The sequence below is a fragment of the Caulobacter sp. GW821-FHT11E10 genome, from assembly GCF_058808375.1.
In genome coordinates, this window is record NZ_JBXARP010000009.1 from 276,413 (window position 1) to 298,373 (window position 21,961).

The 21,961-nt window shown below is 65.7% G+C and carries 22 protein-coding genes and 4 tRNA genes; 4 read left to right on the forward strand and 22 right to left on the reverse strand.

Features of this window, described 5'->3' with window-relative positions:
- Positions 1-3 precede the first annotated feature (3 nt).
- The 9 genes from nuoF to AC1RRV_RS20015 are packed head-to-tail and all read right to left on the reverse strand — an operon-like array spanning position 4 to position 5,642.
- Complete coding sequence (gene nuoF / locus AC1RRV_RS19975; protein ID WP_492861391.1) at positions 4-1,323, reverse strand: NADH-quinone oxidoreductase subunit NuoF; 1,320 nt, start codon at positions 1,321-1,323, stop codon at positions 4-6.
- Between the two features lie 3 nt (positions 1,324-1,326).
- Positions 1,327-1,593, reverse strand: a complete 267-nt coding sequence (locus AC1RRV_RS19980; RefSeq protein ID WP_492861392.1) for a hypothetical protein — start codon at positions 1,591-1,593, stop codon at positions 1,327-1,329.
- Positions 1,590-1,814 carry a hypothetical protein gene (locus AC1RRV_RS19985; RefSeq protein WP_492861393.1) on the reverse strand — a complete coding sequence of 75 codons (225 nt, stop codon included), beginning with the start codon at positions 1,812-1,814 and terminating at the stop codon, positions 1,590-1,592. Before AC1RRV_RS19985 ends, AC1RRV_RS19980 begins: the two co-directional genes overlap by 4 nt.
- Before the next feature lies 1 nt (position 1,815).
- Complete coding sequence (gene nuoE, locus AC1RRV_RS19990; protein WP_492861394.1) at positions 1,816-2,505, reverse strand: NADH-quinone oxidoreductase subunit NuoE; 690 nt, start codon at positions 2,503-2,505, stop codon at positions 1,816-1,818.
- On the reverse strand, positions 2,502-2,834 hold the full coding sequence (locus AC1RRV_RS19995) for a nuclear transport factor 2 family protein (RefSeq protein ID WP_492861395.1): 333 nt from the start codon (positions 2,832-2,834) through the stop codon (positions 2,502-2,504). Before AC1RRV_RS19995 ends, nuoE begins: the two co-directional genes overlap by 4 nt.
- A complete protein-coding gene (locus tag AC1RRV_RS20000) occupies positions 2,831-4,081 on the reverse strand; it encodes an NADH-quinone oxidoreductase subunit D (RefSeq protein WP_492861396.1) in 1,251 nt (416 codons plus the stop codon). Before AC1RRV_RS20000 ends, AC1RRV_RS19995 begins: the two co-directional genes overlap by 4 nt.
- A 3-nt stretch (positions 4,082-4,084) precedes the next feature.
- Entirely contained in the window at positions 4,085-4,696 is a 612-nt protein-coding gene (locus AC1RRV_RS20005) for an NADH-quinone oxidoreductase subunit C (protein WP_492861397.1), read from the reverse strand.
- Positions 4,693-5,295: a NuoB/complex I 20 kDa subunit family protein gene (locus tag AC1RRV_RS20010; protein WP_492861398.1), complete on the reverse strand. Its 603-nt coding sequence runs from the start codon at positions 5,293-5,295 to the stop codon at positions 4,693-4,695. The genes AC1RRV_RS20005 and AC1RRV_RS20010 overlap by 4 nt, the downstream gene beginning before the upstream one ends.
- Positions 5,265-5,642: an NADH-quinone oxidoreductase subunit A gene (locus AC1RRV_RS20015; protein ID WP_492861399.1), complete on the reverse strand. Its 378-nt coding sequence runs from the start codon at positions 5,640-5,642 to the stop codon at positions 5,265-5,267. The genes AC1RRV_RS20010 and AC1RRV_RS20015 overlap by 31 nt, the downstream gene beginning before the upstream one ends.
- Positions 5,643-5,955: 313 nt before the next feature.
- On the opposite strand from AC1RRV_RS20015, the gene AC1RRV_RS20020 reads away from it, so the two are divergent.
- The 3 genes from AC1RRV_RS20020 (at position 5,956) to AC1RRV_RS20030 (ending at position 7,254) form a co-directional block, all read left to right on the forward strand.
- Positions 5,956-6,032: transfer RNA gene (locus AC1RRV_RS20020), tRNA-Asp, on the forward strand.
- 68 nt (positions 6,033-6,100) lie between these two features.
- Positions 6,101-6,177 (forward strand) — tRNA-Asp (locus AC1RRV_RS20025).
- 63 nt (positions 6,178-6,240) lie between these two features.
- Complete coding sequence (locus AC1RRV_RS20030) at positions 6,241-7,254, forward strand: LLM class flavin-dependent oxidoreductase (RefSeq protein WP_492861435.1); 1,014 nt, start codon at positions 6,241-6,243, stop codon at positions 7,252-7,254.
- Here the strand turns inward: AC1RRV_RS20030 and AC1RRV_RS20035 are convergent.
- The 8 genes from AC1RRV_RS20035 to clpX all read right to left on the reverse strand — a co-directional run bounded on the left by AC1RRV_RS20035 (position 7,251) and on the right by clpX (position 16,343).
- Positions 7,251-8,462, reverse strand: a complete 1,212-nt coding sequence (locus tag AC1RRV_RS20035) for a glycosyltransferase family 4 protein (protein WP_492861400.1) — start codon at positions 8,460-8,462, stop codon at positions 7,251-7,253. The genes AC1RRV_RS20030 and AC1RRV_RS20035 overlap by 4 nt on opposite strands.
- Positions 8,463-8,528: 66 nt before the next feature.
- On the reverse strand, positions 8,529-8,681 hold the full coding sequence (locus tag AC1RRV_RS20040) for a type II toxin-antitoxin system antitoxin (RefSeq protein ID WP_492861402.1): 153 nt from the start codon (positions 8,679-8,681) through the stop codon (positions 8,529-8,531).
- Between the two features lie 61 nt (positions 8,682-8,742).
- A complete protein-coding gene (locus tag AC1RRV_RS20045) occupies positions 8,743-9,630 on the reverse strand; it encodes an SPFH domain-containing protein (protein ID WP_492861403.1) in 888 nt (295 codons plus the stop codon).
- A 126-nt stretch (positions 9,631-9,756) separates the two neighbouring features.
- Positions 9,757-9,831: transfer RNA gene (locus tag AC1RRV_RS20050), tRNA-Val, on the reverse strand.
- 194 nt (positions 9,832-10,025) lie between these two features.
- Positions 10,026-10,304, reverse strand: a complete 279-nt coding sequence (locus AC1RRV_RS20055; RefSeq protein WP_492861404.1) for an HU family DNA-binding protein — start codon at positions 10,302-10,304, stop codon at positions 10,026-10,028.
- A 143-nt stretch (positions 10,305-10,447) separates the two neighbouring features.
- On the reverse strand, positions 10,448-12,847 hold the full coding sequence (gene lon, locus AC1RRV_RS20060) for an endopeptidase La (RefSeq protein WP_492861406.1): 2,400 nt from the start codon (positions 12,845-12,847) through the stop codon (positions 10,448-10,450).
- 340 nt (positions 12,848-13,187) lie between these two features.
- The gene (locus AC1RRV_RS20065; protein ID WP_492861407.1) at positions 13,188-14,936 is read right to left on the reverse strand and encodes an esterase/lipase family protein; all 1,749 of its coding nucleotides are present in this window, start codon (positions 14,934-14,936) and stop codon (positions 13,188-13,190) included.
- Positions 14,937-15,080: 144 nt separating this feature from the next.
- Positions 15,081-16,343: an ATP-dependent Clp protease ATP-binding subunit ClpX gene (gene clpX, locus AC1RRV_RS20070; RefSeq protein WP_492861409.1), complete on the reverse strand. Its 1,263-nt coding sequence runs from the start codon at positions 16,341-16,343 to the stop codon at positions 15,081-15,083.
- 336 nt (positions 16,344-16,679) lie between these two features.
- Here clpX and AC1RRV_RS20075 point away from each other — a divergent pair, with 336 nt between their 5' ends.
- A complete protein-coding gene (locus AC1RRV_RS20075) occupies positions 16,680-17,354 on the forward strand; it encodes an HAD-IB family hydrolase (RefSeq protein WP_492861410.1) in 675 nt (224 codons plus the stop codon).
- Positions 17,355-17,447: 93 nt separating this feature from the next.
- On the opposite strand, the gene AC1RRV_RS20080 is transcribed toward AC1RRV_RS20075, so the two are convergent.
- The 5 genes from AC1RRV_RS20080 to AC1RRV_RS20100 form a co-directional block, all read right to left on the reverse strand.
- Positions 17,448-18,086, reverse strand: a complete 639-nt coding sequence (locus AC1RRV_RS20080; RefSeq protein WP_477068407.1) for an ATP-dependent Clp protease proteolytic subunit — start codon at positions 18,084-18,086, stop codon at positions 17,448-17,450.
- A 168-nt stretch (positions 18,087-18,254) separates the two neighbouring features.
- Positions 18,255-19,613 (reverse strand): trigger factor, encoded by a 1,359-nt coding sequence (tig, locus tag AC1RRV_RS20085; protein WP_492861412.1) that lies wholly within the window; start codon positions 19,611-19,613, stop codon positions 18,255-18,257.
- A 182-nt stretch (positions 19,614-19,795) separates the two neighbouring features.
- Positions 19,796-19,880, reverse strand: a tRNA-Leu gene (locus AC1RRV_RS20090).
- A gap of 44 nt (positions 19,881-19,924) precedes the next feature.
- Positions 19,925-21,376 (reverse strand): NAD(P)H-hydrate dehydratase, encoded by a 1,452-nt coding sequence (locus tag AC1RRV_RS20095; protein WP_492861413.1) that lies wholly within the window; start codon positions 21,374-21,376, stop codon positions 19,925-19,927.
- A 10-nt stretch (positions 21,377-21,386) separates the two neighbouring features.
- Positions 21,387-21,956 carry a histidine phosphatase family protein gene (locus AC1RRV_RS20100; protein WP_492861415.1) on the reverse strand — a complete coding sequence of 190 codons (570 nt, stop codon included), beginning with the start codon at positions 21,954-21,956 and terminating at the stop codon, positions 21,387-21,389.
- Positions 21,957-21,961: the final 5 nt, after the last annotated feature.

Consider the following 21,961-nt stretch of genomic DNA (forward strand, 5'->3'; position numbering starts at 1 on the left):
TCGTTACTCCGCCGCGATCAGCTTGGCGCCCTGCACGTGCAGGCGACCGCTACGATAGGAAGCGATCCGCTCCTCCACCTCATGGCGGAAGTGGCGGAACAGGCCCTGGATCGGCCAGGCGGCCGCGTCGCCCAGGGCGCAGATGGTGTGACCCTCGACCTGGGTCGTGACGTCCAGCAAGGTGTCGATCTCTTTCGGATCGGCCTCGCCGGTCGCCATGCGCTCCATGACCCGCCACATCCAGCCGGTGCCTTCGCGGCACGGCGTGCACTGGCCGCAGCTCTCGTGCTTGTAGAAGTACGACAGCCGGGCGATGGCGCGGACCAGGTCGGTCGACTTGTCCATGACGATGACGGCGGCGGTGCCGAGGCCCGAGCGCAGGTTGCGCAGGGCGTCGAAGTCCATCGGCAGGTCTTCGCACTGCTCGGCCGGAATCATCGGCACGGACGAACCGCCCGGGATGACGGCCTTCAGGTTGCCCCAGCCGCCGCGAATGCCGCCGCAGTGATCTTCCATCAGCTGACGGAAGGGGATGCTCATGGCTTCTTCGACGTTGCAGGGCAGGTTCACGTGGCCCGAGACGCAGAACAGCTTGGTGCCGGCGTTGTTGGGACGGCCGAAGCCCGCGAACCAGGCCGCGCCGCGACGCAGGATGGTGCCGGCGACGGCGATGCTCTCGACGTTGTTGACCGTGGTCGGCATGCCGTAGAGGCCCGCGCCAGCCGGGAACGGCGGCTTCAGGCGCGGTTGGCCTTTCTTGCCTTCCAGGCTTTCCAGCAGGGCCGTCTCTTCGCCGCAGATATAGGCGCCGGCGCCGTGGTGGACGTAGATGTCGAAGTCCCAGCCGTGGACGTTGTTCTTGCCGACCAGCTTGGCCTCGTAGGCCTGCTTGATCGCCGCTTCCAGGCGCTCGCGCTCGAAGACGTACTCACCGCGGATGTAGATGTAGCAGGCGTTGGCCAGCATGGCGCGCGAGGCGATCAGGCAGCCCTCGATCAGGAGGTGCGGATCATGCCGCATGATCTCCCGGTCCTTGCAGGTGCCCGGTTCGGACTCATCGGCGTTGACCACCAGGTAGTGAGGACGACCTTCCTTCACTTCCTTGGGCATGAACGACCACTTCAGGCCGGTGCCGAAGCCCGCGCCGCCCCGGCCACGCAGGCCGGAGTTCTTCATGTTGTCGATGATCCAGTCGCGCCCGGCGTCCAGGATGTCCTTGGTGCCATTCCAGCAGCCGCGCTTCTTCGCGCCCTCGAGGCCCCAATCGTGGAGGCCATAGAGGTTGGTGAAGATGCGGTCCTTGTCTTCGAGGATACCGACCATGACTCAGCTTTGCGGATCGAATGGATGGGCGCGCACATAGCGCGTCCGACGAATGATGACATAGGCGAAAAGCAGCCAGCCCGCGCCGATCGTGACGAGGCCGGCGACGACCGCCCAGAACGGCGCGCCCTCGATGGTGCGACCCCAGATCAGCAGGATCGCGCCCACCAGGCACGCCACGAAGCCCACGCCGCGTTCACGGCGATGCAGGCCCCGGATGGTGTCGGCATAGGCCGCTCGGCGCGTATTGAGGTCGCTGTCGTCGATCATGACGAAGTCCCCTCGCGCTTGGTCGCGCGCATCCAGCCCAGGATGAACCAGATTTGCGCGCCCAGGCCCGCGACGATGGCCAGGATGAAGACGGGCTTGGCCCAGCCATATCCCAGCGCCACCGCGGCATAGATCGCGACGCCGGCCAGCACGAAGCAGACCACGTCGATGACGAGCATCGTGGTCAGGCGCTTCTTCTGAAGGACGGCGTCAGCGGTCATGTTAGGCGGTCGGCTCCGACTTGGCCTTCGAAGCCTTGGGCTTCTCGGGCAGGTTCGGGATCTTGATCTTCTTAGCGTACGAGCCGTCGTACAGCTTCGGGTCGGTCAGGGTGTGGATGGCGCCCTTCGGTTCCGAGGCGCCGCGACCGTCATAGCTGCCGGGCTTGGGCGACTTGCCGGCGGCGAAGTCGTCCAGGATCTGGGCCAGGCTCTCCGGCGTCAGGTCCTCGTAATAGTAGTCGTTGATCGCGGCCATCGGGGCGTTGCAGCACGCGCCCAGGCACTCGACCTCTTCCCAGCTGAACTTGCCATCGGCCGACACGTGGTGGGCGTCGCCGATCTTGGCCTTCAGCACGGCCCTCAGGTCCAGCGCGCCGCGCAGCTGGCACGGCGTGGTGCCGCACAGCTGGACGAAGGCCACCTTGCCGACCGGCTGCAGCTGGAACATCACGTAGAAGGTGGCCACTTCCAGCACGCGGATGACCGGCATCTCAAGCTGCTTGGCGATCTCCTGGATCGCCGGCTCGGAAATCCAGCCTTCCTGCTTCTGGGCCAGCCACAGCATCGGGATCACCGCCGACTGCTTGCGGACGGCGGGATACTTGGCTTTCCACCAATCGGCCTTGGCCTGGCTGTCCTTGGAAAAGGCGAAGCTGGCCGGCTGTTCCTTGGCGAGGCGACGAACACTCATCGGGCGAAATCCACTCGGACGATCTTGTCGCCCTTGAAGGTGTAGATGGCGGCGACCTGGAACGGCGCGTCGCCGTTGCCGCGGTCGACATGCTCGTGGTCGATCACGTTCGCACCAACCACGATGCGGTTCAGCAGCTTCGCGTGGTTCTTGGGGAACTCGGCGAAGGTCTTGGCGTAGAAAGCGCGATAGGCGTCGATGCCCGTGCGCGCCACGTCACCGTTCAAGCCCGCCACGACGACGTCGTCAGCGAAGTGGGCGCAATGCGCGTCCAGATCCTGGGCGTTGTAGGCGTCCAGTTGAGCTTGGGCGATAGCTTCAAAGCTCACCGGTCGACCTCGCCGAACACGATGTCGAGCGAGCCCAGGATGGCCGAAACGTCGGCCAGCTGGTGGCCGCGGTTCATCCAGTCCATCGCCGCCAGGTGCGAGAAGCCCGGCGCCTTGATCTTGCAGCGGTACGGCTTGTTGGTGCCGTTGCTGACGACGTAGACGCCGAACTCGCCCTTGGGCGCTTCGACGGCCGCGTAGACCTCGCCTTCCGGCGTCTTGAAGCCCTCGGTGTAGAGCTTGAAGTGGTGGATCAGGGCTTCCATCGAACGCTTCATCTCGGCGCGGCGGGGCGGGCTGACCTTGTTGTCCTCGGTCAGCACCGGACCCGGCGTGGCGCGCAGCATCTGCACGGCCTGCAGGATGATCTTGGTCGACTCGCGCATCTCCTGCATGCGGCAGAGATAGCGATCGTAGCAGTCGCCGTTCTTGCCCAGCGGGATGTCGAACTCGAACTCGTTGTAGTTCTCGTACGGCTGGTTGCGACGCAGGTCCCAGGCGATGCCCGAACCGCGCACCATCACGCCCGAGAAACCCCAGGCCCAGGCCTCTTCCTTGGTCACGACGCCGATGTCGACGTTGCGCTGCTTGAAGATGCGGTTGTCGGTGATCAGGCCTTCGATATCGTCGCAGATCTTGGGGAAAGCCTTCGCCCAGGTCTCGATGTCGTCGATCAGGCTGGGGGTCAGGTCCTGGTGGACGCCGCCCGGGCGGAAATAGTTGGCGTGCAGGCGAGCGCCGCAGGCGCGCTCGTAGAACACCATCAGCTTCTCGCGCTCCTCGAAGCCCCAGAGCGGCGGCGTCAGGGCGCCGACGTCCATGGCCTGGGTCGTCACGTTCAGCAGGTGATTGAGGATGCGACCGATCTCGCAGAACAGCACGCGCACGATCTGGCCGCGCTTGGGCACTTCGACGCTCAGCAGCTTCTCGATGGCCAGGCAGAACGCATGCTCCTGGTTCATCGGCGCCACGTAGTCGAGGCGGTCGAAGTACGGGATGTTCTGCAGATAGGTGCGCGCTTCCATCAGCTTCTCGGTGCCGCGATGCAGCAGGCCGATGTGCGGATCGACGCGTTCGACGATTTCGCCATCCAGCTCCAGCACCAGGCGCAGCACGCCGTGCGCGGCCGGGTGTTGCGGGCCGAAGTTGATGTTGAACTTGCGGACCGGCGTTTCCGGGATGGCCGGGGTCGTCGGTTGGTCGCGGAAGAAGTCGGTCGCCGCGGCGGGCGCGTTGGTGCCAGTCATGACTTAAGCGTCCCCTGCCCGCTTCTCGGCCTTCTCGTCGCCCGGCAGGGCGTACTTGGCGCCCTCCCACGGAGACATGAAGTCGAAAGCGCGGAACTCGGTGATCTTCACGGGTTCGTAGACGACACGCTTCAACTCGTCGTCGTAGCGAACCTCGACGTAGCCGGTCATCGGGAAGTCTTTCCGCAGCGGGTGGCCGTGGAAACCGTAGTCCGTCAGGATTCGGCGCAGGTCCGGGTGGCCGTCGAAGAACACGCCGTACATGTCGAACACTTCGCGCTCGAACCAGTCCGCGACCGGGAACACCGGCGTGGCGCTCGGAACCGGGGTGTCCTCGTCCGTCATCACCTTCAGGCGGATGCGCGTGTTCTTCACCATCGACAGCAGGTGGTAGACGACGTCGAAGCGCGCGGCGCGTTCCGGATAGTCGACCGCCGTCAGGTCCACCAACTGATGGAAACGGCAGCCCGCGTCGTCGCGCAGGAAGGTCAGGGTCTCGACCACGACCGAGGCCTTGGCCACGATCGTCAGCTCGCCGAACGCCACCGAATGGCCCAGCACGCCGGGCGCGCGGGCGACGATGTCCTGGCCCAGGATATCGAGGTCTTGGCTCATCGCTCGATCGTCCCCGTGCGACGGATCTTCTTTTGAAGCTGCAGCACGCCGTAGACCAGCGCCTCGGCCGTGGGCGGGCAGCCCGGCACGTAGATGTCGATCGGCACGATGCGGTCGCAGCCGCGCACGACGCTGTAGCTGTAATAGTAGTAGCCGCCGCCGTTGGCGCAGCTGCCCATCGAGATGACGTAGCGGGGCTCCGGCATCTGGTCGTAGACCTTGCGCAGGGCCGGAGCCATCTTGTTGGTCAGGGTGCCGGCGACGATCATCACGTCCGACTGACGCGGGCTGGCGCGCGGCGCGAAGCCGTAGCGCTCCAGGTCGTAGCGCGGCATCGCCGAGTGCATCATCTCGACGGCGCAGCACGCCAGGCCGAACGTCATCCACATCAGCGAGCCCGTACGGGCCCAGGTGATCAGGTCGTCGGCGGCGGCCGTGATGAAGCCCTTGTCGGCCAGCTGCTGCGAGACGCCGTCGAAGAACGGGTCGTGCAGCTTGGGGTCATAGCCCTCGACCGTCGAACGACCGCCGGACAGCGCCGGGACCGAAGCCGTATTGGCGGGAACGATCACTCCCATTCGAGGGCGCCCTTCTTCCATTCATAGATAAAGCCGACGGTCAGGACGCCCAGGAAGACCATCATCGACCAGAAGGCGAACTGGGCCACGTCGTGCGGCAGCTTCATCAGCGTGACCGCCCAGGGGAACAGGAACGCCACTTCCAGGTCGAAGATGATGAAGAGGATCGAGACCAGGTAGAACCGGACGTCGAACTTCATGCGCGCGTCGTCGAAGGCGTTGAAGCCGCATTCGTACGCGGACAGCTTTTCCGGGTCCGGCGCCCTGGGCGCGAACACGGCCGCGGCCAGCAGGAAGACGATGCCGATGGCCGCCGCGATCCCTAGGAAGATCACGATCGGCAGGTACTGGAGAAGGAAGGCGGTCATGACAGCCCTTGGCTTGAATCGAGCGGGTTGTAGCCCACTGTCGCCAGCGCTTCAAACACCCCCGAACACATTGAGAAACGATCGCAACTGGCGCTGTTCCCGCGAACGTTGATCTGTCGCCGAGCGGCGACGGCGCTTGTGCTTGAGAGCGCCGGCCGGCCGGGCCCGTTCCACTTCATCCCCACGAAAAGACTCAGGCCTGGCGGACGATTTGTCTCTTCTTCGAGATGCCCGTTGACACGAGTCTTCCTCCGACATATCAGACGCCCCTCGCCGATCGGCGGGTCGCACTTTCGCTTCGGCGAAGGGATATGCGGATGTAGCTCAGTTGGTTAGAGCGCCGGCCTGTCACGCCGGAGGTCGCGGGTTCGAGTCCCGTCATTCGCGCCACCCCTTCCAAGGTGGTAAGCTACCCTCCTCTCGGTCTACGGACGACCGTCGCGCTTTAAGCGCACGACGCGGATGTAGCTCAGTTGGTTAGAGCGCCGGCCTGTCACGCCGGAGGTCGCGGGTTCGAGTCCCGTCATTCGCGCCACCGTCCGGTGGCTTCCCCTTCAAATCGAGAATAGCGGCCGCAACACCTTGTGTTGCTGTCTCGCTGCGCCATGTAGCGGACATGACTCGTTCCGCCTATCCACCGTTCTCCGTGCTCGACCTGGCGCCGGTCCCTCACGGGACGAGCGTCAGTCAGGCCTTGGCCAACAGCCTCGATCTCGCGCGCCACGCCGAATCCCTAGGCTTCCATCGCTATTGGCTGGCCGAGCATCACAACATGCCGGGAATCGCCAGCGCCGCGACGGCGGTCGTGATCGGTCACGTGGCCGGCGGAACGTCCTCGATCCGGGTTGGCTCAGGCGGCGTGATGCTGCCCAACCACGCGCCCCTGATGGTGGCCGAGCAGTTCGGGACGCTGAACGCGCTCTATCCCGGCCGCATCGACCTGGGCCTGGGCCGCGCGCCCGGGACCGACCAAGCCACCATGCGGGCTCTTCGCCGCTATGCCGGGGCCGTCGATTCGTTCGCCCAGGACGTCGTCGAGCTGCAGCACTGGTTCAAGCTGGCCGATCCGGACCAAAGTATCCGCGCGGTGCCGGGCGAAGGCCAGGAGGTGCCGATCTGGCTGCTGGGCTCCTCGACCTGGAGCGCGCAGCTGGCGGCCGCGCTAGGCCTGCCGTTCGCCTTCGCGGCGCATTTCGCGCCCGACTCGCTGCTGGACGCCCTCCTCCTCTATCGTCGCCACTTCAAGCCCTCGGAGGTCTTGGAAAAGCCCTACGCCATGGTCTGCATCGGCGTCTGCGCGGCGGACACCGACGCGGAGGCCACGCGCCTGTCCACCTCGACCCAGCAACAGTTCCTGGCCCTGCGGCGCGGCCGCCCGGGCCTGTTGCCGCCACCGGTCGACGATATCCGGGACCACGCCTCCCCGGCCGAGCTGGCGGGTCTGGACCATACCTTCCAGTACGCGGCCGTCGGCTCGCCCGAGACCGTGCAACGCAAGATCGATCAGGTGTTGGAGATGACCCAGGCCGACGAACTGATGGCCGCGTCCCAGATCTATGATCATGGCGCCCGCAAGCGCAGCTACGAGATCCTGGCCGCCGTCCGAGGCTAGTGGTCGCGCATCTGGGTCAGGCCGCCGAACGCCCGGTGTCCGGTCAGGCCGCCATAGACGGCGCAAAGGCGGCGGAACACGGCGTCCCAGCCATGCCGCTCGACCGCCCGGCGGCGCGCGGCGGCGCCGACAGCGGCCAAATCCCGGGCGAACAGAGCCTCGACCGCCTCGGCGAAGGCCCCCGCCTCGGAGGCGACGGCCAGCTGGCCGACCTCGTCGTCCACCGATTCGGCCACGCCGCCGGCGGCGACCCCCACCACGGGCAGCCCACAGGCCATGGCTTCCAGCACGATCAAGCCGAACGGCTCGTTGTCATTGGCATGGACGAAGGCGTCGCAACTGGCCAACACGCTCGCCAGCTCGGCCGGATCGCGGACGTACTCCAGGCAGATGACTCGGTCGCTGACCGGAGCGCCGCCGCCGGCGCCCACGAACAGCAGCCTGTACGGCGCCCCCAGCCGCTCGACCGCGGCGACCAGGACATCCAGCCGCTTCTCGCGGGCGGGACGGCCCGCGAAGACCAGCAGCCGCTCGTCGGGCGACAAGCCCAGTCGCGCCCTCAGCGCCTTGGGATTGGCCCGTGACGGGTGGAAGAGCTCGGTGTCGACGCCGAGCGGCAGGCCGATGGCGTTGTGCACCCCGGCCTCGATCAGCCGACCGGCGATGAAGCGGCTCGGCGCCACGGCCTGGTCGAACTGACGGTAGATCGCCGCCCAGCGCTTCTGGACCGGCTTCTCGGCCCATTCGCCGATATGCAGCGCGGCCAGGGCGCCGAGGTCGGTATGGCAGAATCCAACGACCGGGATGCCCAGGGCGTCGCCTGCCCGCAGCGCGGCTAGGCCCGGGGTATAGGGATCACCCGCCTCGATGATGTCTGGCCGCTGACGCGCCAGCCGCTCCATCCAGGCCTGCTTGACCACGGGCCAGCGGTAACCGGCTCCGAACGGCAGGGGCGCGGCATAGATCGAAACCTGTCCCTGGCCGTCGTAGGAATCCCGCGCGCCTGGCACGACCAGCGTGTGCCGGACATCCGGACGATTGGCCGCTAGCCAGGCGCGTTTCGAGGACAGGTAACGGCGCACGCCGCCGCTACGGGGGGCGTAGAGCATGGTGGTGTCGACGAGGCGTACGGTGTCGTCAGTCGGCGGAGCGATCTCGCGAGAAAAGCCATGCAGGCCAGGCGGCCAGTCCGATCTCGTGTCCGTCACGCCGAATCCTCATCGATACTCCAGGCCGCCCCATTCGGCCTTGGAACGATAAAGCTTTTGCGACACTCAGGGTTCCTCGTCGTTCCCGGACGATTTCGGGGTCACGCCGCGACGTCCCAGAGCCTCGCGCAGCAATACCTCGACTTGCGCATTGACGCTACGCAACTCGGCGCTGGCCAGCCGCTCGACCGCGGCCAGGACCTCGGGCCGGACACGCATCAGGAACGCGCGCCGGCCACCTCCGCCCGCCTTTGGCGCCTCGTTTGGACCGCCGGCCACGTTAGCCGTACAGCGTGCCGGTGTTGACCACGGGCTGGGCCTCGCGGTCGGCGCACAGCACCACCAGCAGGTTGGAGACCATCGAGGCGCGACGATCGTCGTCGAGCGTGACGACCCCGCGCTCGCTCAGCTGGCTCAGCGCGCTTTCGACCATGTCGACGGCGCCCGCCACGATCGTGCGGCGGGCGGCCAGCACGGCTTCGGCCTGTTGGCGCTTGAGCATCGAACCGGCGATCTCAGGCGCATAGGCCAGATGCATCAGATGGGCCTCGTCGATGGCGACGCCGGCGACGGCGGTGCGCAGCTGCAGATCCTTTTGCAGGCGGTCGCCGACTTCCTCGGCGTGGGCGCGCAAGGTGGGCTCACCTTCTTCCGCATGGTCGTAGGCATAGTGCGAAGCCACTTCGCGCAGCCCCGTCTCGATCTGGATGTTCACGAAGGTCAGATAGTCGTCGACATCGAACAGGGCCTGGGCCGAGTCTTGCACTCGCCAGACAATGTTGGCGGCGATCTCGATCGGATTGCCGCGCTTGTCGTTGACCTTCAGCATCTCGCTGGTGACGTTGCGCACACGCAGGCTGATCTTCTTGCGGCCGTACCAGGGCAGGATCCAGCGCAAGCCGGTCTGGCGGTCAGTGCCGATATACGAGCCGAACAGCGTGACCACGAAGGCCTCGTTCGGCTGGACCGAGTAGAAACCACAGGCGACCAGGGCGAGCAGGAACACCAGCAGGCCGCCCAACGCGGTGTAGCCGACGCCGCTGTCGCCCTGGCTGAAGCACCAGAGCCCCACGCCCAGCATGATCGGCAGGGACAGCAAGGGAAGCCCGCCGCCCATGCCGCCATGGGCGCGCTCGGTGGTCGGATTGATAGTGCGGGTCTCGGACATGACGCTCCTCCAGCGTTGCAATCAAAGTGATATCACTTTGATTGCAGGCCGCAAGGTGAAGCCTGGACGCGCGCCATCACGCTCTGGTGAAAGTCCGGAGCCGGGCTTTTTGAACTTGGAGGATGGTGGTGGGCAGTGAGGGGATCGAACCCCCGACCCTCTCGGTGTAAACGAGACGCTCTACCGCTGAGCTAACTGCCCTCTTCGCGTCGGCGCTTCTAAAGCGCGTTAGGCGAAAGTGTAAGCGGTTTCGCCGTCGAAACGCGCTTCGAAGCCAAGAATCTGAACCAGCCTCCGGGCAGGTGCAGGGCCGTTGTCGGTAACGCTATGCGGAAAACGAAAAGGCGGAGCACCAGCCCCCTGGCGCCCCGCCTCTCGCTAAGCGAAAAAACTGATTAGCCGTTGAGCGAAGACTTCAAGCCTTCGCCGACCTGGAAACGCGCGGTCTTCGAGGCGGGACGGTTGACCGTCTCGCCGGTACGCGGATTTCGAGCGGTGCCGGCGGCGCGGGTAACGGCCTTGAAGGTGCCGAAGCCGACCAAGCGAACGTCCTGACCCGACTTCAGAGAGTCAGTGACAGCGTCGATAAAGGCTTCCAGAGCGTCCTTGGCCTGGTTCTTGGTGATGCCCGCCTTTTCGGCGATCGCCGTAACGAGTTCGGCTTTTGTGGTCATGTTTTTCTCCCAGCCTGAGCGGCGCCGTTTTTTCGCTTACGGGGCTGCGCTCGGCGGGGATTATGGCGGTTGAAAATGCCTCGTCAAACGCGAGCGGCGCGGGAATCTCCCGCGCCGCATAAGTTATCGTCGATAACTTGCGTCTAGTGGGTCAGGATGGTGTCGCTATCACCCTCGTCTTTCTTCGCGGATGCAGCAATCGGCTCCTCGGCCTCGTTCCACTCGACGGCCGTCAGCGGCCCGGTGAGGGCGTGCTTGAGCACTTCATCCACGGTCGAGACCGGGATGATTTCCAGCCCGTCCTTGACCGACTGCGGCACCTCCGCGAGGTCCTTTTCGTTCTCCTGCGGGATCAGCACCGTCTTCACGCCAGAGCGCAAAGCCGCCAGCAGCTTCTCTTTCAGGCCGCCGATCGCGGTGACCCGGCCGCGCAGGGTGATCTCGCCGGTCATGGCGATATCCTTGCGGATCGGAATGCCGGTCAGCACCGAGACCATGGCCAGGGCCATGGCGGCGCCGGCTGACGGACCGTCCTTGGGGGTGGCCCCGTCCGGCACGTGGATGTGGACGTCGGTCTTCTCGAACACCGGCGGCTTGATGCCGAAGTGCAGCGCCCGCGAGCGAACGTAGGACTGGGCCGCCGAGATCGACTCCTTCATCACTTCCTTGAGGTTGCCGGTGACCGTCATGCGGCCCTTGCCCGGCATCTTCACGGCTTCGATGGTCAGGATGTCGCCGCCGAATTCCGTCCAGGCCAGACCGGTGACGATGCCGACCTGATCGACTTCGTCGGTCTCGCCATAACGGTACTTCTGGACACCGGCATATTTGGCCAGGCGCGCGTCGTCGATCGTGATCGCGGTGACCTTTTCACGGGCCAGATCGCGAACGGTCTTGCGCGCCAGGCCGCCCAGTTCCCGTTCCAGCGACCGCACACCGGCTTCGCGGGTGTAGTAGCGGATCAGATCGCGGATGGCCTTTTCGGGCACGACGAACTCAGTCGACTTCAGCCCGTGGTCCTTCATCAGCTTGGGCAGCACGTGACGCTTGGCGATCTCCAGCTTCTCGTCCTCGGTGTAGCCGGGGATGCGGATGACCTCCATGCGGTCCAGCAGGGGCTGGGGCATGTTCAGGCTGTTGGCCGTCGTGACGAACATCACCTGGCTCAGGTCGTAGTCGACTTCCAGATAGTGGTCGCCGAAGGTCGAGTTCTGAGCCGGGTCCAGCACCTCCAGCAGGGCCGACGACGGGTCGCCCCGATAGTCGCTGCCCATCTTGTCGATCTCGTCCAACAGGACGAAGGCGTTGGTGGTCTTCGCCTTCTTCATGGTCTGGATGATCTTGCCGGGCATCGAGCCGATGTAGGTCCGACGGTGACCACGGATCTCGGCCTCGTCGCGCACGCCGCCCAGCGAGATGCGGGCGAACTCGCGACCGGTCGCCTTGGCCAGCGAACGGCCCAGCGAGGTCTTGCCGACGCCAGGAGGGCCGACGAGGCACAGGATCGGCCCCTTCAGCGAGTTGGTGCGCGCCTGGACGGCCAGGTACTCAAGGATGCGTTCCTTCACCTTCTCCAGGCCGTAGTGGTCCTCCTCGAGCACCGCCTCGGCCTCGACCATGTCGATCTTCTTGGTCTTGGCCTTGCCCCAGGGGATCGACAGCAGCCAGTCCAGATAGTTCCGGACGACGGTGCTCTCGGCCGACATCGGGCTCATGTTGCGGAGCTTCTTCAGCTCGCTCTCGGCCTTGGTCCGGGCTTCCTTGGAAAGCTTGGTCTTCTTGATGCGCTTTTCGAGATCGATCAGCTCGTCGCGCGAGTCGTCGGGGTCGCCCAGCTCGCGCTGGATCGCCTTCATCTGTTCGTTCAGATAGTACTCGCGCTGGGTCTTCTCCATCTGGCGCTTCACGCGCGAGCGGATCTTCTTCTCGACCTGCAGCACCGAAATCTCGCCCTCCATCAGGGCGAAGACCTTCTCCAGGCGCTTCACGACGTCGAAGATTTCCAGCAGGTTCTGCTTGTCGCCGATCTTCACCGACAGGTGCGCGGCGATGCTGTCGGCCAGCTTGCCCGGTTCGGCGATCTGCGGGATCGACGCCAGGGCCTCCGGCGGCACCTTCTTGTTCAGTTTGACGTAGTTCTCGAACTGCTCGACGACGGCGCGCGACAGGGCTTCGGCCTCTGGGCCGGCGCCTTCGTCCTCGCTGACCTCACCGATCTGGGCCTCGTAGAAGGACTCCTGATCGGTGAACTTCACCACGGCCGCGCGGCCCTTGCCCTCGACCAGCACCTTCACGGTGCCGTCAGGCAGCTTCAGCAGCTGCAGGACGGTGGCCAGCACGCCGACATCGAAGATGTCGCCCGGAGCCGGATCATCGTCGGCCGAGTTCTTTTGCGTCACCAGTAGGATCTGCTTGTCGCCGCGCATGACTTCCTCGAGGGCGCGCACGGATTTGTCGCGGCCCACGAAAAGCGGCACCACCATGTGCGGAAACACAACGATGTCCCGCAGCGGCAAGACAGGAAGCGTACGAAGTTCGGACATGTGCTCAATACTCCCGGCCTAGGCGCGTCTAGACGCCTGGCCATGCGGGCCGCCGTAACTTCAGACGATGCGCCTGAGTCGAACGACCCGTCCGCCCGGGACTGGGCGAATGTTCGTTATTTATGTGGACGTTTTACAACAGGGTTCAAGCGTACTCGCCTGCCAGCGGCGACAAGTCGCGCAGCCTTGGCCAAGCTGAAGTGGATATGCCCCCATATCCCCGGTCTCAAGGTCAGTTCTTCCAAGCTCGGACCAACACGCGCGATCGAGAGGCTCGTCGGGGCCGTGGCGCCGACGCACCACTGGTCGCGCAATGCGCCGAAGCGCCCCGAAAAGCCGGCTAAAGGCGCGTGAGCACCGTCTTCACGAACCAGACATAGGCCAGGAACATCAAGGCGACGATCCAGGGCGCGTCCTGACGAGCCAGGATCAGGTATCCCAAGCCGCCGATCAACAGCACCAAAAGGGGCACCGCGATCCAGGACCCCACGCCGTTACCGATAGCCGCCACCCATCCTCGGCGCTTCAGCAGATCGGTGGGATCATCCGGCGCCCCAGGATCGAGGCCCAGCAGGAAACGAGCCGCCTGGCCCCACAGCGTCTCGCGCAGCGCCGCGCCGTGGTCACCCTGCACATACTCGATCTGGAGGACGCCGCCATGCGTCTGCCTGAAACCGTCGAAGCCCGCGGAGCCGAGATCGGAGCCGGGCAGTCGCTGAAGAAACTTCGGGAAGAGCGCCACGATGAAGTCGTTGCTGGCGACATAGTTCATGACGGCCTTCACCTGGCCACGCCGGGTGAGCGTCTCCCAGTCGAAATCGCGGCGCACGACACTGCCCGCGAAGACGATCCGGTCGAAGCGGATCGCCTCGGACAGCTTCATCGCCCCCGCCAAAAGGGCCGTGCCGTTGCTGTGCCCCATGTAGGAGAACTCGGCGTTCGGATAGAGCGCCTTCGCCCGGACATACTGATCCATCAGCCATTCCACGCGGCGGCGGCGCAGCGCCTTGAAGACGAAGGGCCCCATCGGGAAGAAGCCGTAGCTGGACGTCACCGTCCGGCAGACGCCCGCACCGCCCGCGAGCGCTTTCGCGCGCCCCGCGACCTTTTTCGTCCAGAAGCCGTAGTCGCGGATCCCGTGAATGACGAACACCACGCGCCGGACGCCGGCGCCATTGTCGATAGCGCTGGCGACCTCCTCGTCGAGGTCATCCTGCCCCTCGCCCAGGTCGTCGGCGACCACGGCCGAAAGGCTGGCCTCCCGCAAGGTGTCCGGTGCGCCGGCGAGCGCCAAGTCAAACACCTTCGTCCGCGCAGGCCCCTCAACCGGCGCATCGAGCCTCACCATCGACGCATGACCGGAGGCCGGCGCTTCGAGGTAGATGAAGTCCTTGCCAGTGATCAGGTCGACATTGTCCTTTGGCGAAACGATATCGTCGATGGTGCCCAGGACTTGCACCGTCAGCGGCGTCCTGTGCGCGCGCGCCATGGCCAGCCATTGCAATCGCAGACCCGTCACGAAGGGCGCGCCTCGGCGCAGTTCGAGGATGTAGCCCGAAGTGCCCAGCCATTTCTGCATAAGGCCGTAGAGGAAGAACTCGGCGATGGAGAGGCTCCAGAATTGGAGCTTTCGGGAAATCCCAATGGCCACGCTGTCGGACCATCCCCGATTGATCGCGGCCATGAGCACGACCCGCTCCACCTTCGCGGCCCAGGCATGCACCGGCGCGCCCAGATCGCCGGTCTTCAGCGCGCCGGCGGCCTGCAGCCACGCCGCGCGAGCGACCATCGCGCCGGCGCTGTGGCCCACCAGGATGATTGTCGCGTAGTTCCGCCGCCGATCCAGCGCGGCGATGTCGGCGGCCAGACGCTCGGCGACCTGCTCCGGCTTCTTGATGCACAGCAGGCCCGTGCCGAGCGACGCGATGAACTGATCGGCGCCGGGCTTGAGGCGCCGGGCCTCGTCCGACATCGCTCTCATCTTCTCGACGGTCCCGCCAAGGCCGTGGGCGAAGACGATCAGCGTCTCGCCGCCGCCGTCCACGAACCGGCCGCGCAAAACACGGCCGTCGACTTCGAACGTCTTCATCGCGCGCCCCCACTTCGCCGAACACCGTTCACCAACGCGAAGAGGCGGTCAACACATCCGAGGCGTGCAGTCACACGCGCGCCGAAACGAAAAACGCGCCCGTATCGCTACGGGCGCGTCGTTCGTTCTTCGATCAGAGGGAGGTTAGGCCGAAGCCGCGCCACCCTTCTTCTCGGCGTAGATCAGCAGCGGCTGGGCCCGGCCTTCGACGACCTCGGCATTGACCACCACTTCCTCGACGCCCTCGTAGTTGGGCAGCTCGAACATGGTCTCCAGCAGGATGCCTTCCATGATCGAGCGCAGGCCGCGCGCGCCGGTCTTGCGGAGGATGGCCTTCTTGGCGACGCCGTGCAGGGCGTCCTCCGTGAAGGTCAGGCCGATGTTCTCCATCTCGAACAGGCGCTGGTACTGCTTGACGAAGGCGTTCTTCGGCTCGGTCAGGATCTTGACCAGGGCGACCTCGTCGAGGTCCTCCAGGGTCGCGACCACCGGCAGACGGCCGATGAATTCCGGGATCAGACCGAAGCGCTGCAGATCGTCGGGCTCGACGTTCCGCAGGATCTCGCCGGTGCGACGGTCTTCCGGATCGGCCACCTTGGCGCCGAAGCCGATCGACTTGGCCGAACCGCGCGCCGAGATGATCTTCTCGAGGCCGGCGAAGGCGCCACCGCAGATGAACAGGATGTTCGTCGTGTCGACCTGCAGGAACTCCTGTTGCGGATGCTTGCGTCCGCCTTGCGGCGGCACGGAGGCGACAGTGCCTTCCATGATCTTCAGCAGAGCCTGCTGCACGCCTTCACCCGACACGTCGCGGGTGATCGACGGATTGTCGGACTTGCGGCTGATCTTGTCGATTTCATCGATGTAGACGATGCCGCGCTGGGCGCGCTCGACGTTGTAGTCGGCGGCTTGCAGCAGCTTCAGCACGATATTCTCGACGTCTTCGCCGACGTAACCGGCTTCGGTCAGCGTCGTGGCGTCGGCCATCGTGAAGGGCACGTCGATGATTCGGGCCAGCGTCTGGGCCAGCAGCGTCTTACCCGTACCGGTCGGACCGACCAGCAGGATGTTCGACTTGGCCAATTCGACGTCGTTGTTCTTCGACGCGTGGTTCAGGCGCTTGTAGTGATTGTGAACCGCGACCGCGAGCACCTTCTTGGCGTGACCTTGGCCGATCACGTAATCGTCGAGGACCTCACAGATTTCGCGCGGCGTCGGAACGCCGTCCTTGGACTTCACGAAGGCGATCTTGTGCTCTTCGCGAATGATATCCATGCAGAGCTCGACGCATTCATCGCAAATGAACACCGTCGGTCCCGCGATGAGCTTACGCACCTCATGTTGGCTCTTTCCGCAGAAAGAACAGTAGAGAGTGCTCTTGGTGTCGCCGCTCGCGGCTTTCGTCATGATCGCTTCTCACGCTATGGCGACTTACGGCTTTCGCCGCTGACGCCCCTCCGAGCGCATCGCCGCCACCGAAGCAAGCAGGATATACGCCGGGAGTTGTCTAATCCTTGACATTCCCCGATCCGGGCTCGGTTCACAAGCCTTGGCGGCTCCTTTCAAGCCTCAAACGCTCGAAGGCGCCCGATCGTGTCATGGCCTCGTCATCTAAATTGGGCGATTGGCCCTCGGGCGCAAGCGTTGGTCGCGTTAGCCCTTACGGTTCCCGGTGTAAGACCGTATTAGCAGAGCAGGAATCGTAGGATTGGAACGTGCCTAGCGCGTTCGCATGGAAGGTTTATGGCGAAGCGTTCGTTGATGGCCCAGGGTTTGAGCGCGTCGCGCCCGATGACCGGCGACATGGGCGACGAGCCCGCTCTGGTGGCCTTCGACTTCGACGGCACCCTGACGGTGAAGGATAGCTTCAACGCCTTCCTGAAGTGGCGCGCCGGCCCCCGCAAATGGACGCGCGGCGTCATTCGCCTGACCCCCGCCCTGATCACCTACGTGTTCGACCGTAACCGTGGAAAACTCAAGGCGGCCGCGGTTCGCGAGTTCATGAAGGGCGCGACCGTCGCTCAGATCGAGAACGACGCCAGGGCCTTCGCCGAGGCGTTCGCCCCGTCCCTGCTCCGCCCCGACGCCGTGGCCGTCTGGCGGGCCTGGCGGGCCAAGGGCGCCAAGCTGGTGATCGTCACCGCCTCCCCCGAAATCACCGTCGCGCCATTCGCTCGGGGCCTCGGCGCCGACATGCTGATCGGCACCCGGCTGATGACCAACGAGGACGGCCGCATCCTGGGCAGCCTCGAGGGGAACAACTGCCGGGCCAAGGAGAAGGTGCTCCGACTGCGCGAGGTCTTCGGTCCCGACGTGCATCTCACGGCGGCCTATGGCGACACCTCGGGCGACACCGAGATGCTCGCGATCGCCGACGAGAAGGGCTACCGGATCTTCCGAGGCAAGCCCGCCACCTGAGCGGATTTGCCGCAGGCCCCAACCTAGCCTTCGAGGCAAAGAAAAAGCCGCCGACCCTGAGGTCGGCGGCTCGATTGTTTCGACGCCCGAAGCCTATTCGGCGATGTCCGGACCGTCGCGGCTTTCGTTGATGTGGTCGATCAGACCCCAGTCCTTGGCCTCTTCGGCGCTCATGAAATGGTCGCGGTCCAGCGTGCGCTCGACCTCTTCATAGGTGCGGCCGCAGTGCTTGACGTAGATCTCGTTCAGGCGACGCTTGGTCTTGATGATGTCCTCGGCGTGGCGCTCGATGTCCGAGGCCTGGCCGCGGAAGCCGCCCGAGGGCTGGTGCACCATGATGCGCGAGTTGGGCAGCGAGATCCGCTGGCCAGGAGCGCCGGCGCACAGCAGCAGGCTGCCCATCGAGGCGGCCATGCCCATGCACACCGTCGAGACCGGGCTCTTGATGTATTGCATGGTGTCGTAGATCGCGAGACCAGCCGTCACCACGCCGCCCGGCGAGTTGATGTACATGGCGATCTCTTTCTTGGGGTTTTCGGACTCCAGGAACAGCAGCTGGGCGCAGATCAGGCTGGCCATGCCGTCCTCGACCGGACCGGTCAGGAAGATGATCCGCTCCTTCAGCAGGCGCGAGAAGATGTCGAACGCCCGCTCGCCGCGGCTGGTCTGTTCGACCACCATCGGAACCAGGTTCATCGCGGTCGCCATCGGATCGTACATCATGGGGATCACCCTCTTTGTGTGTCTGGGCGGTGCAAGAACGAATCAGCCCCCGCGCGCCGTCGCTATCGCATATCGCGTGGCGCTTAACAGGTTGCAAGGAGCCGCCCGGTTCGCGCCGATACGAAAAAGGCGCGGCCCTCGCGAGCCGCGCCTCGTTTCTTTTGGCCTAGGCCGGCATTAGCCGCCGTAGCCTTCCGGCAGGTCGTCTTCTTCCAGGAGCTCTTCCTTGGAGACTTCCTTTTCCTCGATCTTGGCCTTGTCGAAGATCAGGTCGACGACCTTGTCCTCGTAGATCGGGGCGCGCAGAGCGGCTTGCAGGTCGGCGCGCTGGCGGTACATGTCGAACACCTGCTGGGCTTGCGCGCCGTACTGGCGAGCTTCGCGCATGATGGCGTCGGTCAGTTCCTGGTCGGTGACGACCACGTCGTTTTTGCGACCGATTTCGGCGAGGACCAGACCCAGGCGCACGCGGCGCTCAGCGATCTTGCGGTACTCGTCCTTCAGCTGGTCTTCCGACTTCTCGGCGTCTTCCGGCGGCAGGCCGCCACGGGCCTTGTCGGCCTCGACCTGTTGCCAGATGCCGGCGAACTCGGCGTCGACCATGCGCGGCGGCAGCGGGAAGTCGTGCTTGGTGTCCAGCACGTCCAGCAGCGCGCGCTTCAGCTTGAAGCGCGAGGAGTTGTCGTAGCGGCTGCCCAGGTTCGACTTCAGCAGTTCCTTCAGGGCCGCCAGGTCCGACAGGCCCAGGCGCTTGGCCAGCTCGTCGTCGGCCTTGCCGTCGACCGGGGCGCGGACTTCGTGGACCTTGGTGGCGAACTCGGCGTCCTTACCGGCCAGTTCCTTGGCTTGGTAGTCTTCCGGGAACTTCACCTTCACGACGATGTCGTCGCCCGGCTTGGCGCCGGTCAGTTGCTCTTCAAAGCCCGGGATGAATTGGCCCGAACCCAGGACCAGCTCAGCGCCTTCGGCCTTGCCGCCGGCGAACTCGACGCCGTCGATCGTGCCGACGAAGTCGATCAGCAGTTGGTCGCCATCCTTGGCCTTCAGGCTCTTGCCCGTGCGCGGCTCGTAGGTGCGGGCCTGCTTGGCCAGCTCATCGAGCGACTCGTCGACTTCGGAGTCGGCGACCTTGTAGACCGACTTGGTCAGCTCGATCGTGGCCGGGTCGATCGGCTCGAATTCCGGCATCACTTCGACGGCCAGTTCGAACGCGAGGTCTTCACCGCCGGCGATGACCTTGTCCATGTCCGACGACGGGTTCAGCTCGGGCTGACCGGCCGGACGCAGCTTGTTCTCTTCGAGGACCTTCTGGGTGGTCTCGTTCAGCGCCTGCTCGACGACTTCACCCATCAGGGCCTTGCCGTAGAGGCGACGAACGTGGGCCGTCGGCACCTTGCCGGGACGGAAGCCCTTCACGTTCATCTGCGGGGCGACTTCGGCGATCCGCGCATCCAGACGCGTGGCCAGTTCACTCGCGGGCACCGTGACACCAAAAACGCGGCTGAGGCCTTCGCCCGACTTTTCAACGATCTGCATCGACATTCTTATTTCTCGGGTCGGGGCGCCGGGCGCCCGATCTCCGCCCTATGGGTCCAAAAGATCGACGCCGCCCGCGAGAACCGGGGCGGCGAAAGAGCGCCCTTATGTCACGACGTGCGCGAGCATCCAAGAGCGGCGGCGATAAAACTCACACGGGCGCGAAGGGCCCGGAGAGATGGTGGTGCGGATGAGAGGACTCGAACCTCCACGCCTCTCGGCGCCAGAACCTAAATCTGGTGCGTCTACCAGTTTCGCCACATCCGCGTGGGTGCGGGCTTACGGATTTGAAGCCTCGCATGCAAGTCCGCTTAGCGTCGGGCGTGGAGTTCCGCCAGGACGGCCGGCGCCAGGTTCGGCAGGTCCTCGGCGATCAGGCCGGGTCCATGGCGGGCGCCGCACTCCGCGTGGATCCAGGCGCCCGCGCAGGCGGCCTCGAAGCTCTCCATGCCCTGGGCGATCAGGCCGCCGATGAAGCCGGCCAAAACATCGCCTGAGCCGGCGGTGGCCAGCCAAGGCGTTCCGTTCAACGACACGGCGGCTCGGCCGTCCGGCGCGGCGACCACGGTGTCCGGGCCCTTCAGCAGCACGACGGCCCCGGCCAGCCTGGCGGCCTCGCGCGCAGCGGTAATCCGCTCGGCCGATCTCGCCATCAGACCCGGGAAGATCCGCTCGAACTCTCCGGGATGCGGCGTCAGCACATCGTCGCGATCGAGGCAGGCGAACAGAGCGTCCGGTTGGTGCCGGAAGCTGGTCAGGGCGTCGGCGTCGACGACCAGGGCCGCGCCGGTGCGCGCCAGGGCCTGCAGATTGCGAGCGGTCGCCTCCCCCACACCGGCGGCCGGCCCGATGATCACCGCGTCCGCCTGTTCGGCGGCGGCCGCGAGGTCGGCGTCGCTGTCGAACGGGACCAGCATGACCGCTTCGAGATGAGCCGCATTCACGGCCAAGGCGCCTGGTGGCGACAGTAGCGTCACCGCTCCAGCCCCGATCCGCAAACCGCCACGCGCGGAAAGCCTTGCGGCGCCCGTGTTCCAGGCCTCGCCGCTGACAACCTTGAGACGGCCGCGCGTATGCTTGTGGGCGTCCAGCGCCGGCCAGGGAAAGCGGCGCGCCCAGAGCTCCGGCCCGTTCTCGAACAGCTGCGGTTCGTCGGACGGCCACAGACCGATATCGGCGACGACGATCTCGCCGCACGCCTTGCGCCCTTCGATCAGGACATGGGCGGGCTTGCGGCGGTGAAAGGTGACGGTCAGCCCCGCGCTGAAGGCCTCGCCGCCCAAGGGACGGCCGGTGTCCCCATGGATCCCCGACGGCGTATCGACCGCGATGACGGTCAACGACAGTTCCCGGCTGGCGCGGGCCAGTCGGGCGACATCCCCTTCCAACGGCCGAGACAGACCGGCGCCGAACAGCGCGTCTATATAGAGTGCGCCTGGCGAGGGCTCCGGCGACAGCGGCCGGACCTCGCCCTTCCAGCGCGAGGCGGCCCAGCGGCAGGCGACCGTGGCTGGCGGATAGGCGGCCTCGACCACGACCTGCCAGCCTCGTCGGCGCAGATGGCGGGCGGCGACATAACCATCCCCGCCGTTGTCGCCGGGCCCGCACCAGATCACCACCGGGCGATGGGCGTGGCGAGCCCGCACGGCCTGAGCCACGGCCTCGCCGGCGCGCTCCATCAGGACCGGGGTCGACGTCCCCCGCGCCACGGCGGCGCGATCGGCCGCGGCCATCTGGGCGACGGACAGGATTTCTCGGACCACGCGTATTCCCTCAAAGCACCTGGCTTTGAGCTTCGCGTCCTTTCTCCTTCAGGATCAAGCGATCACCATCGACGTCGAAGACCGTTCGCGAACAGTGATCGGGTCGGAAGGCCATCACCTCGGGCGAGCCGGTGGCCGCCGACACCGCCGCGTTCAGGGCGACGAAGTGACTGAACACCGCCGCGCCGGCATGTTCGCGCAGCGCCGCCGCGACGCTGTGGGTCCAGTCGACATAGTCAAGGTCGCCCTCGACCTCATCCCATCGGCCGCCGAAGGCCTGGCGCAGCCAGTCCGGCCGCTGGTCCGCCGACAACGCCGCCGGTGTCGGGATCTCGCCGACCCGGTGATCAATCACCACGTCCACGCCCAGGGCGTCGGCCAGCGGTTCGGCGGTTTCGCGGCAACGTCGCAGCGGCGAGGAGACCACGCGCCTCGGCCGCTGCTCCGCCGGCAGGGCCAGGATCTCCTTGGCCACGGCCAGCGCCTGCATAAGGCCCGCGCCGTCCAGGCCCGGATCCTCGTCATCGCCGCCCCAGGTGGACGCCGGGCGACCGTGGCGGATCACATGCACTCTACTCATGACGC

Excerpts from the sequence above, each read along its gene's own strand:
- nuoF (WP_492861391.1), bottom strand. The coding sequence starts at position 1,323 with ATGGTCGGTATCCTCGAAGACAAGGACCGCATCTTCACCAACCTCTAT.
- AC1RRV_RS19980 (WP_492861392.1), bottom strand. The coding sequence starts at position 1,593 with ATGATCGACGACAGCGACCTCAATACGCGCCGAGCGGCCTATGCCGAC.
- AC1RRV_RS19985 (WP_492861393.1), bottom strand. The coding sequence starts at position 1,814 with ATGACCGCTGACGCCGTCCTTCAGAAGAAGCGCCTGACCACGATGCTC.
- nuoE (WP_492861394.1), bottom strand. The coding sequence starts at position 2,505 with ATGAGTGTTCGTCGCCTCGCCAAGGAACAGCCGGCCAGCTTCGCCTTT.
- AC1RRV_RS20000 (WP_492861396.1), bottom strand. The coding sequence starts at position 4,081 with ATGACTGGCACCAACGCGCCCGCCGCGGCGACCGACTTCTTCCGCGAC.
- AC1RRV_RS20005 (WP_492861397.1), bottom strand. The coding sequence starts at position 4,696 with ATGAGCCAAGACCTCGATATCCTGGGCCAGGACATCGTCGCCCGCGCG.
- AC1RRV_RS20010 (WP_492861398.1), bottom strand. The coding sequence starts at position 5,295 with ATGGAAGAAGGGCGCCCTCGAATGGGAGTGATCGTTCCCGCCAATACG.
- AC1RRV_RS20015 (WP_492861399.1), bottom strand. The coding sequence starts at position 5,642 with ATGACCGCCTTCCTTCTCCAGTACCTGCCGATCGTGATCTTCCTAGGG.
- AC1RRV_RS20040 (WP_492861402.1), bottom strand. The coding sequence starts at position 8,681 with ATGCGTGTCCGGCCCGAGGTCCTGGCCGCGGTCGAGCGGCTGGCCAGC.
- AC1RRV_RS20045 (WP_492861403.1), bottom strand. The coding sequence starts at position 9,630 with ATGTCCGAGACCCGCACTATCAATCCGACCACCGAGCGCGCCCATGGC.
- AC1RRV_RS20055 (WP_492861404.1), bottom strand. The coding sequence starts at position 10,304 with ATGACCACAAAAGCCGAACTCGTTACGGCGATCGCCGAAAAGGCGGGC.
- lon (WP_492861406.1), bottom strand. The coding sequence starts at position 12,847 with ATGTCCGAACTTCGTACGCTTCCTGTCTTGCCGCTGCGGGACATCGTT.
- AC1RRV_RS20065 (WP_492861407.1), bottom strand. The coding sequence starts at position 14,936 with ATGAAGACGTTCGAAGTCGACGGCCGTGTTTTGCGCGGCCGGTTCGTG.
- clpX (WP_492861409.1), bottom strand. The coding sequence starts at position 16,343 with ATGACGAAAGCCGCGAGCGGCGACACCAAGAGCACTCTCTACTGTTCT.
- AC1RRV_RS20075 (WP_492861410.1), top strand. The coding sequence starts at position 16,680 with ATGGCGAAGCGTTCGTTGATGGCCCAGGGTTTGAGCGCGTCGCGCCCG.
- tig (WP_492861412.1), bottom strand. The coding sequence starts at position 19,613 with ATGCAGATCGTTGAAAAGTCGGGCGAAGGCCTCAGCCGCGTTTTTGGT.
- AC1RRV_RS20100 (WP_492861415.1), bottom strand. The coding sequence starts at position 21,956 with ATGAGTAGAGTGCATGTGATCCGCCACGGTCGCCCGGCGTCCACCTGG.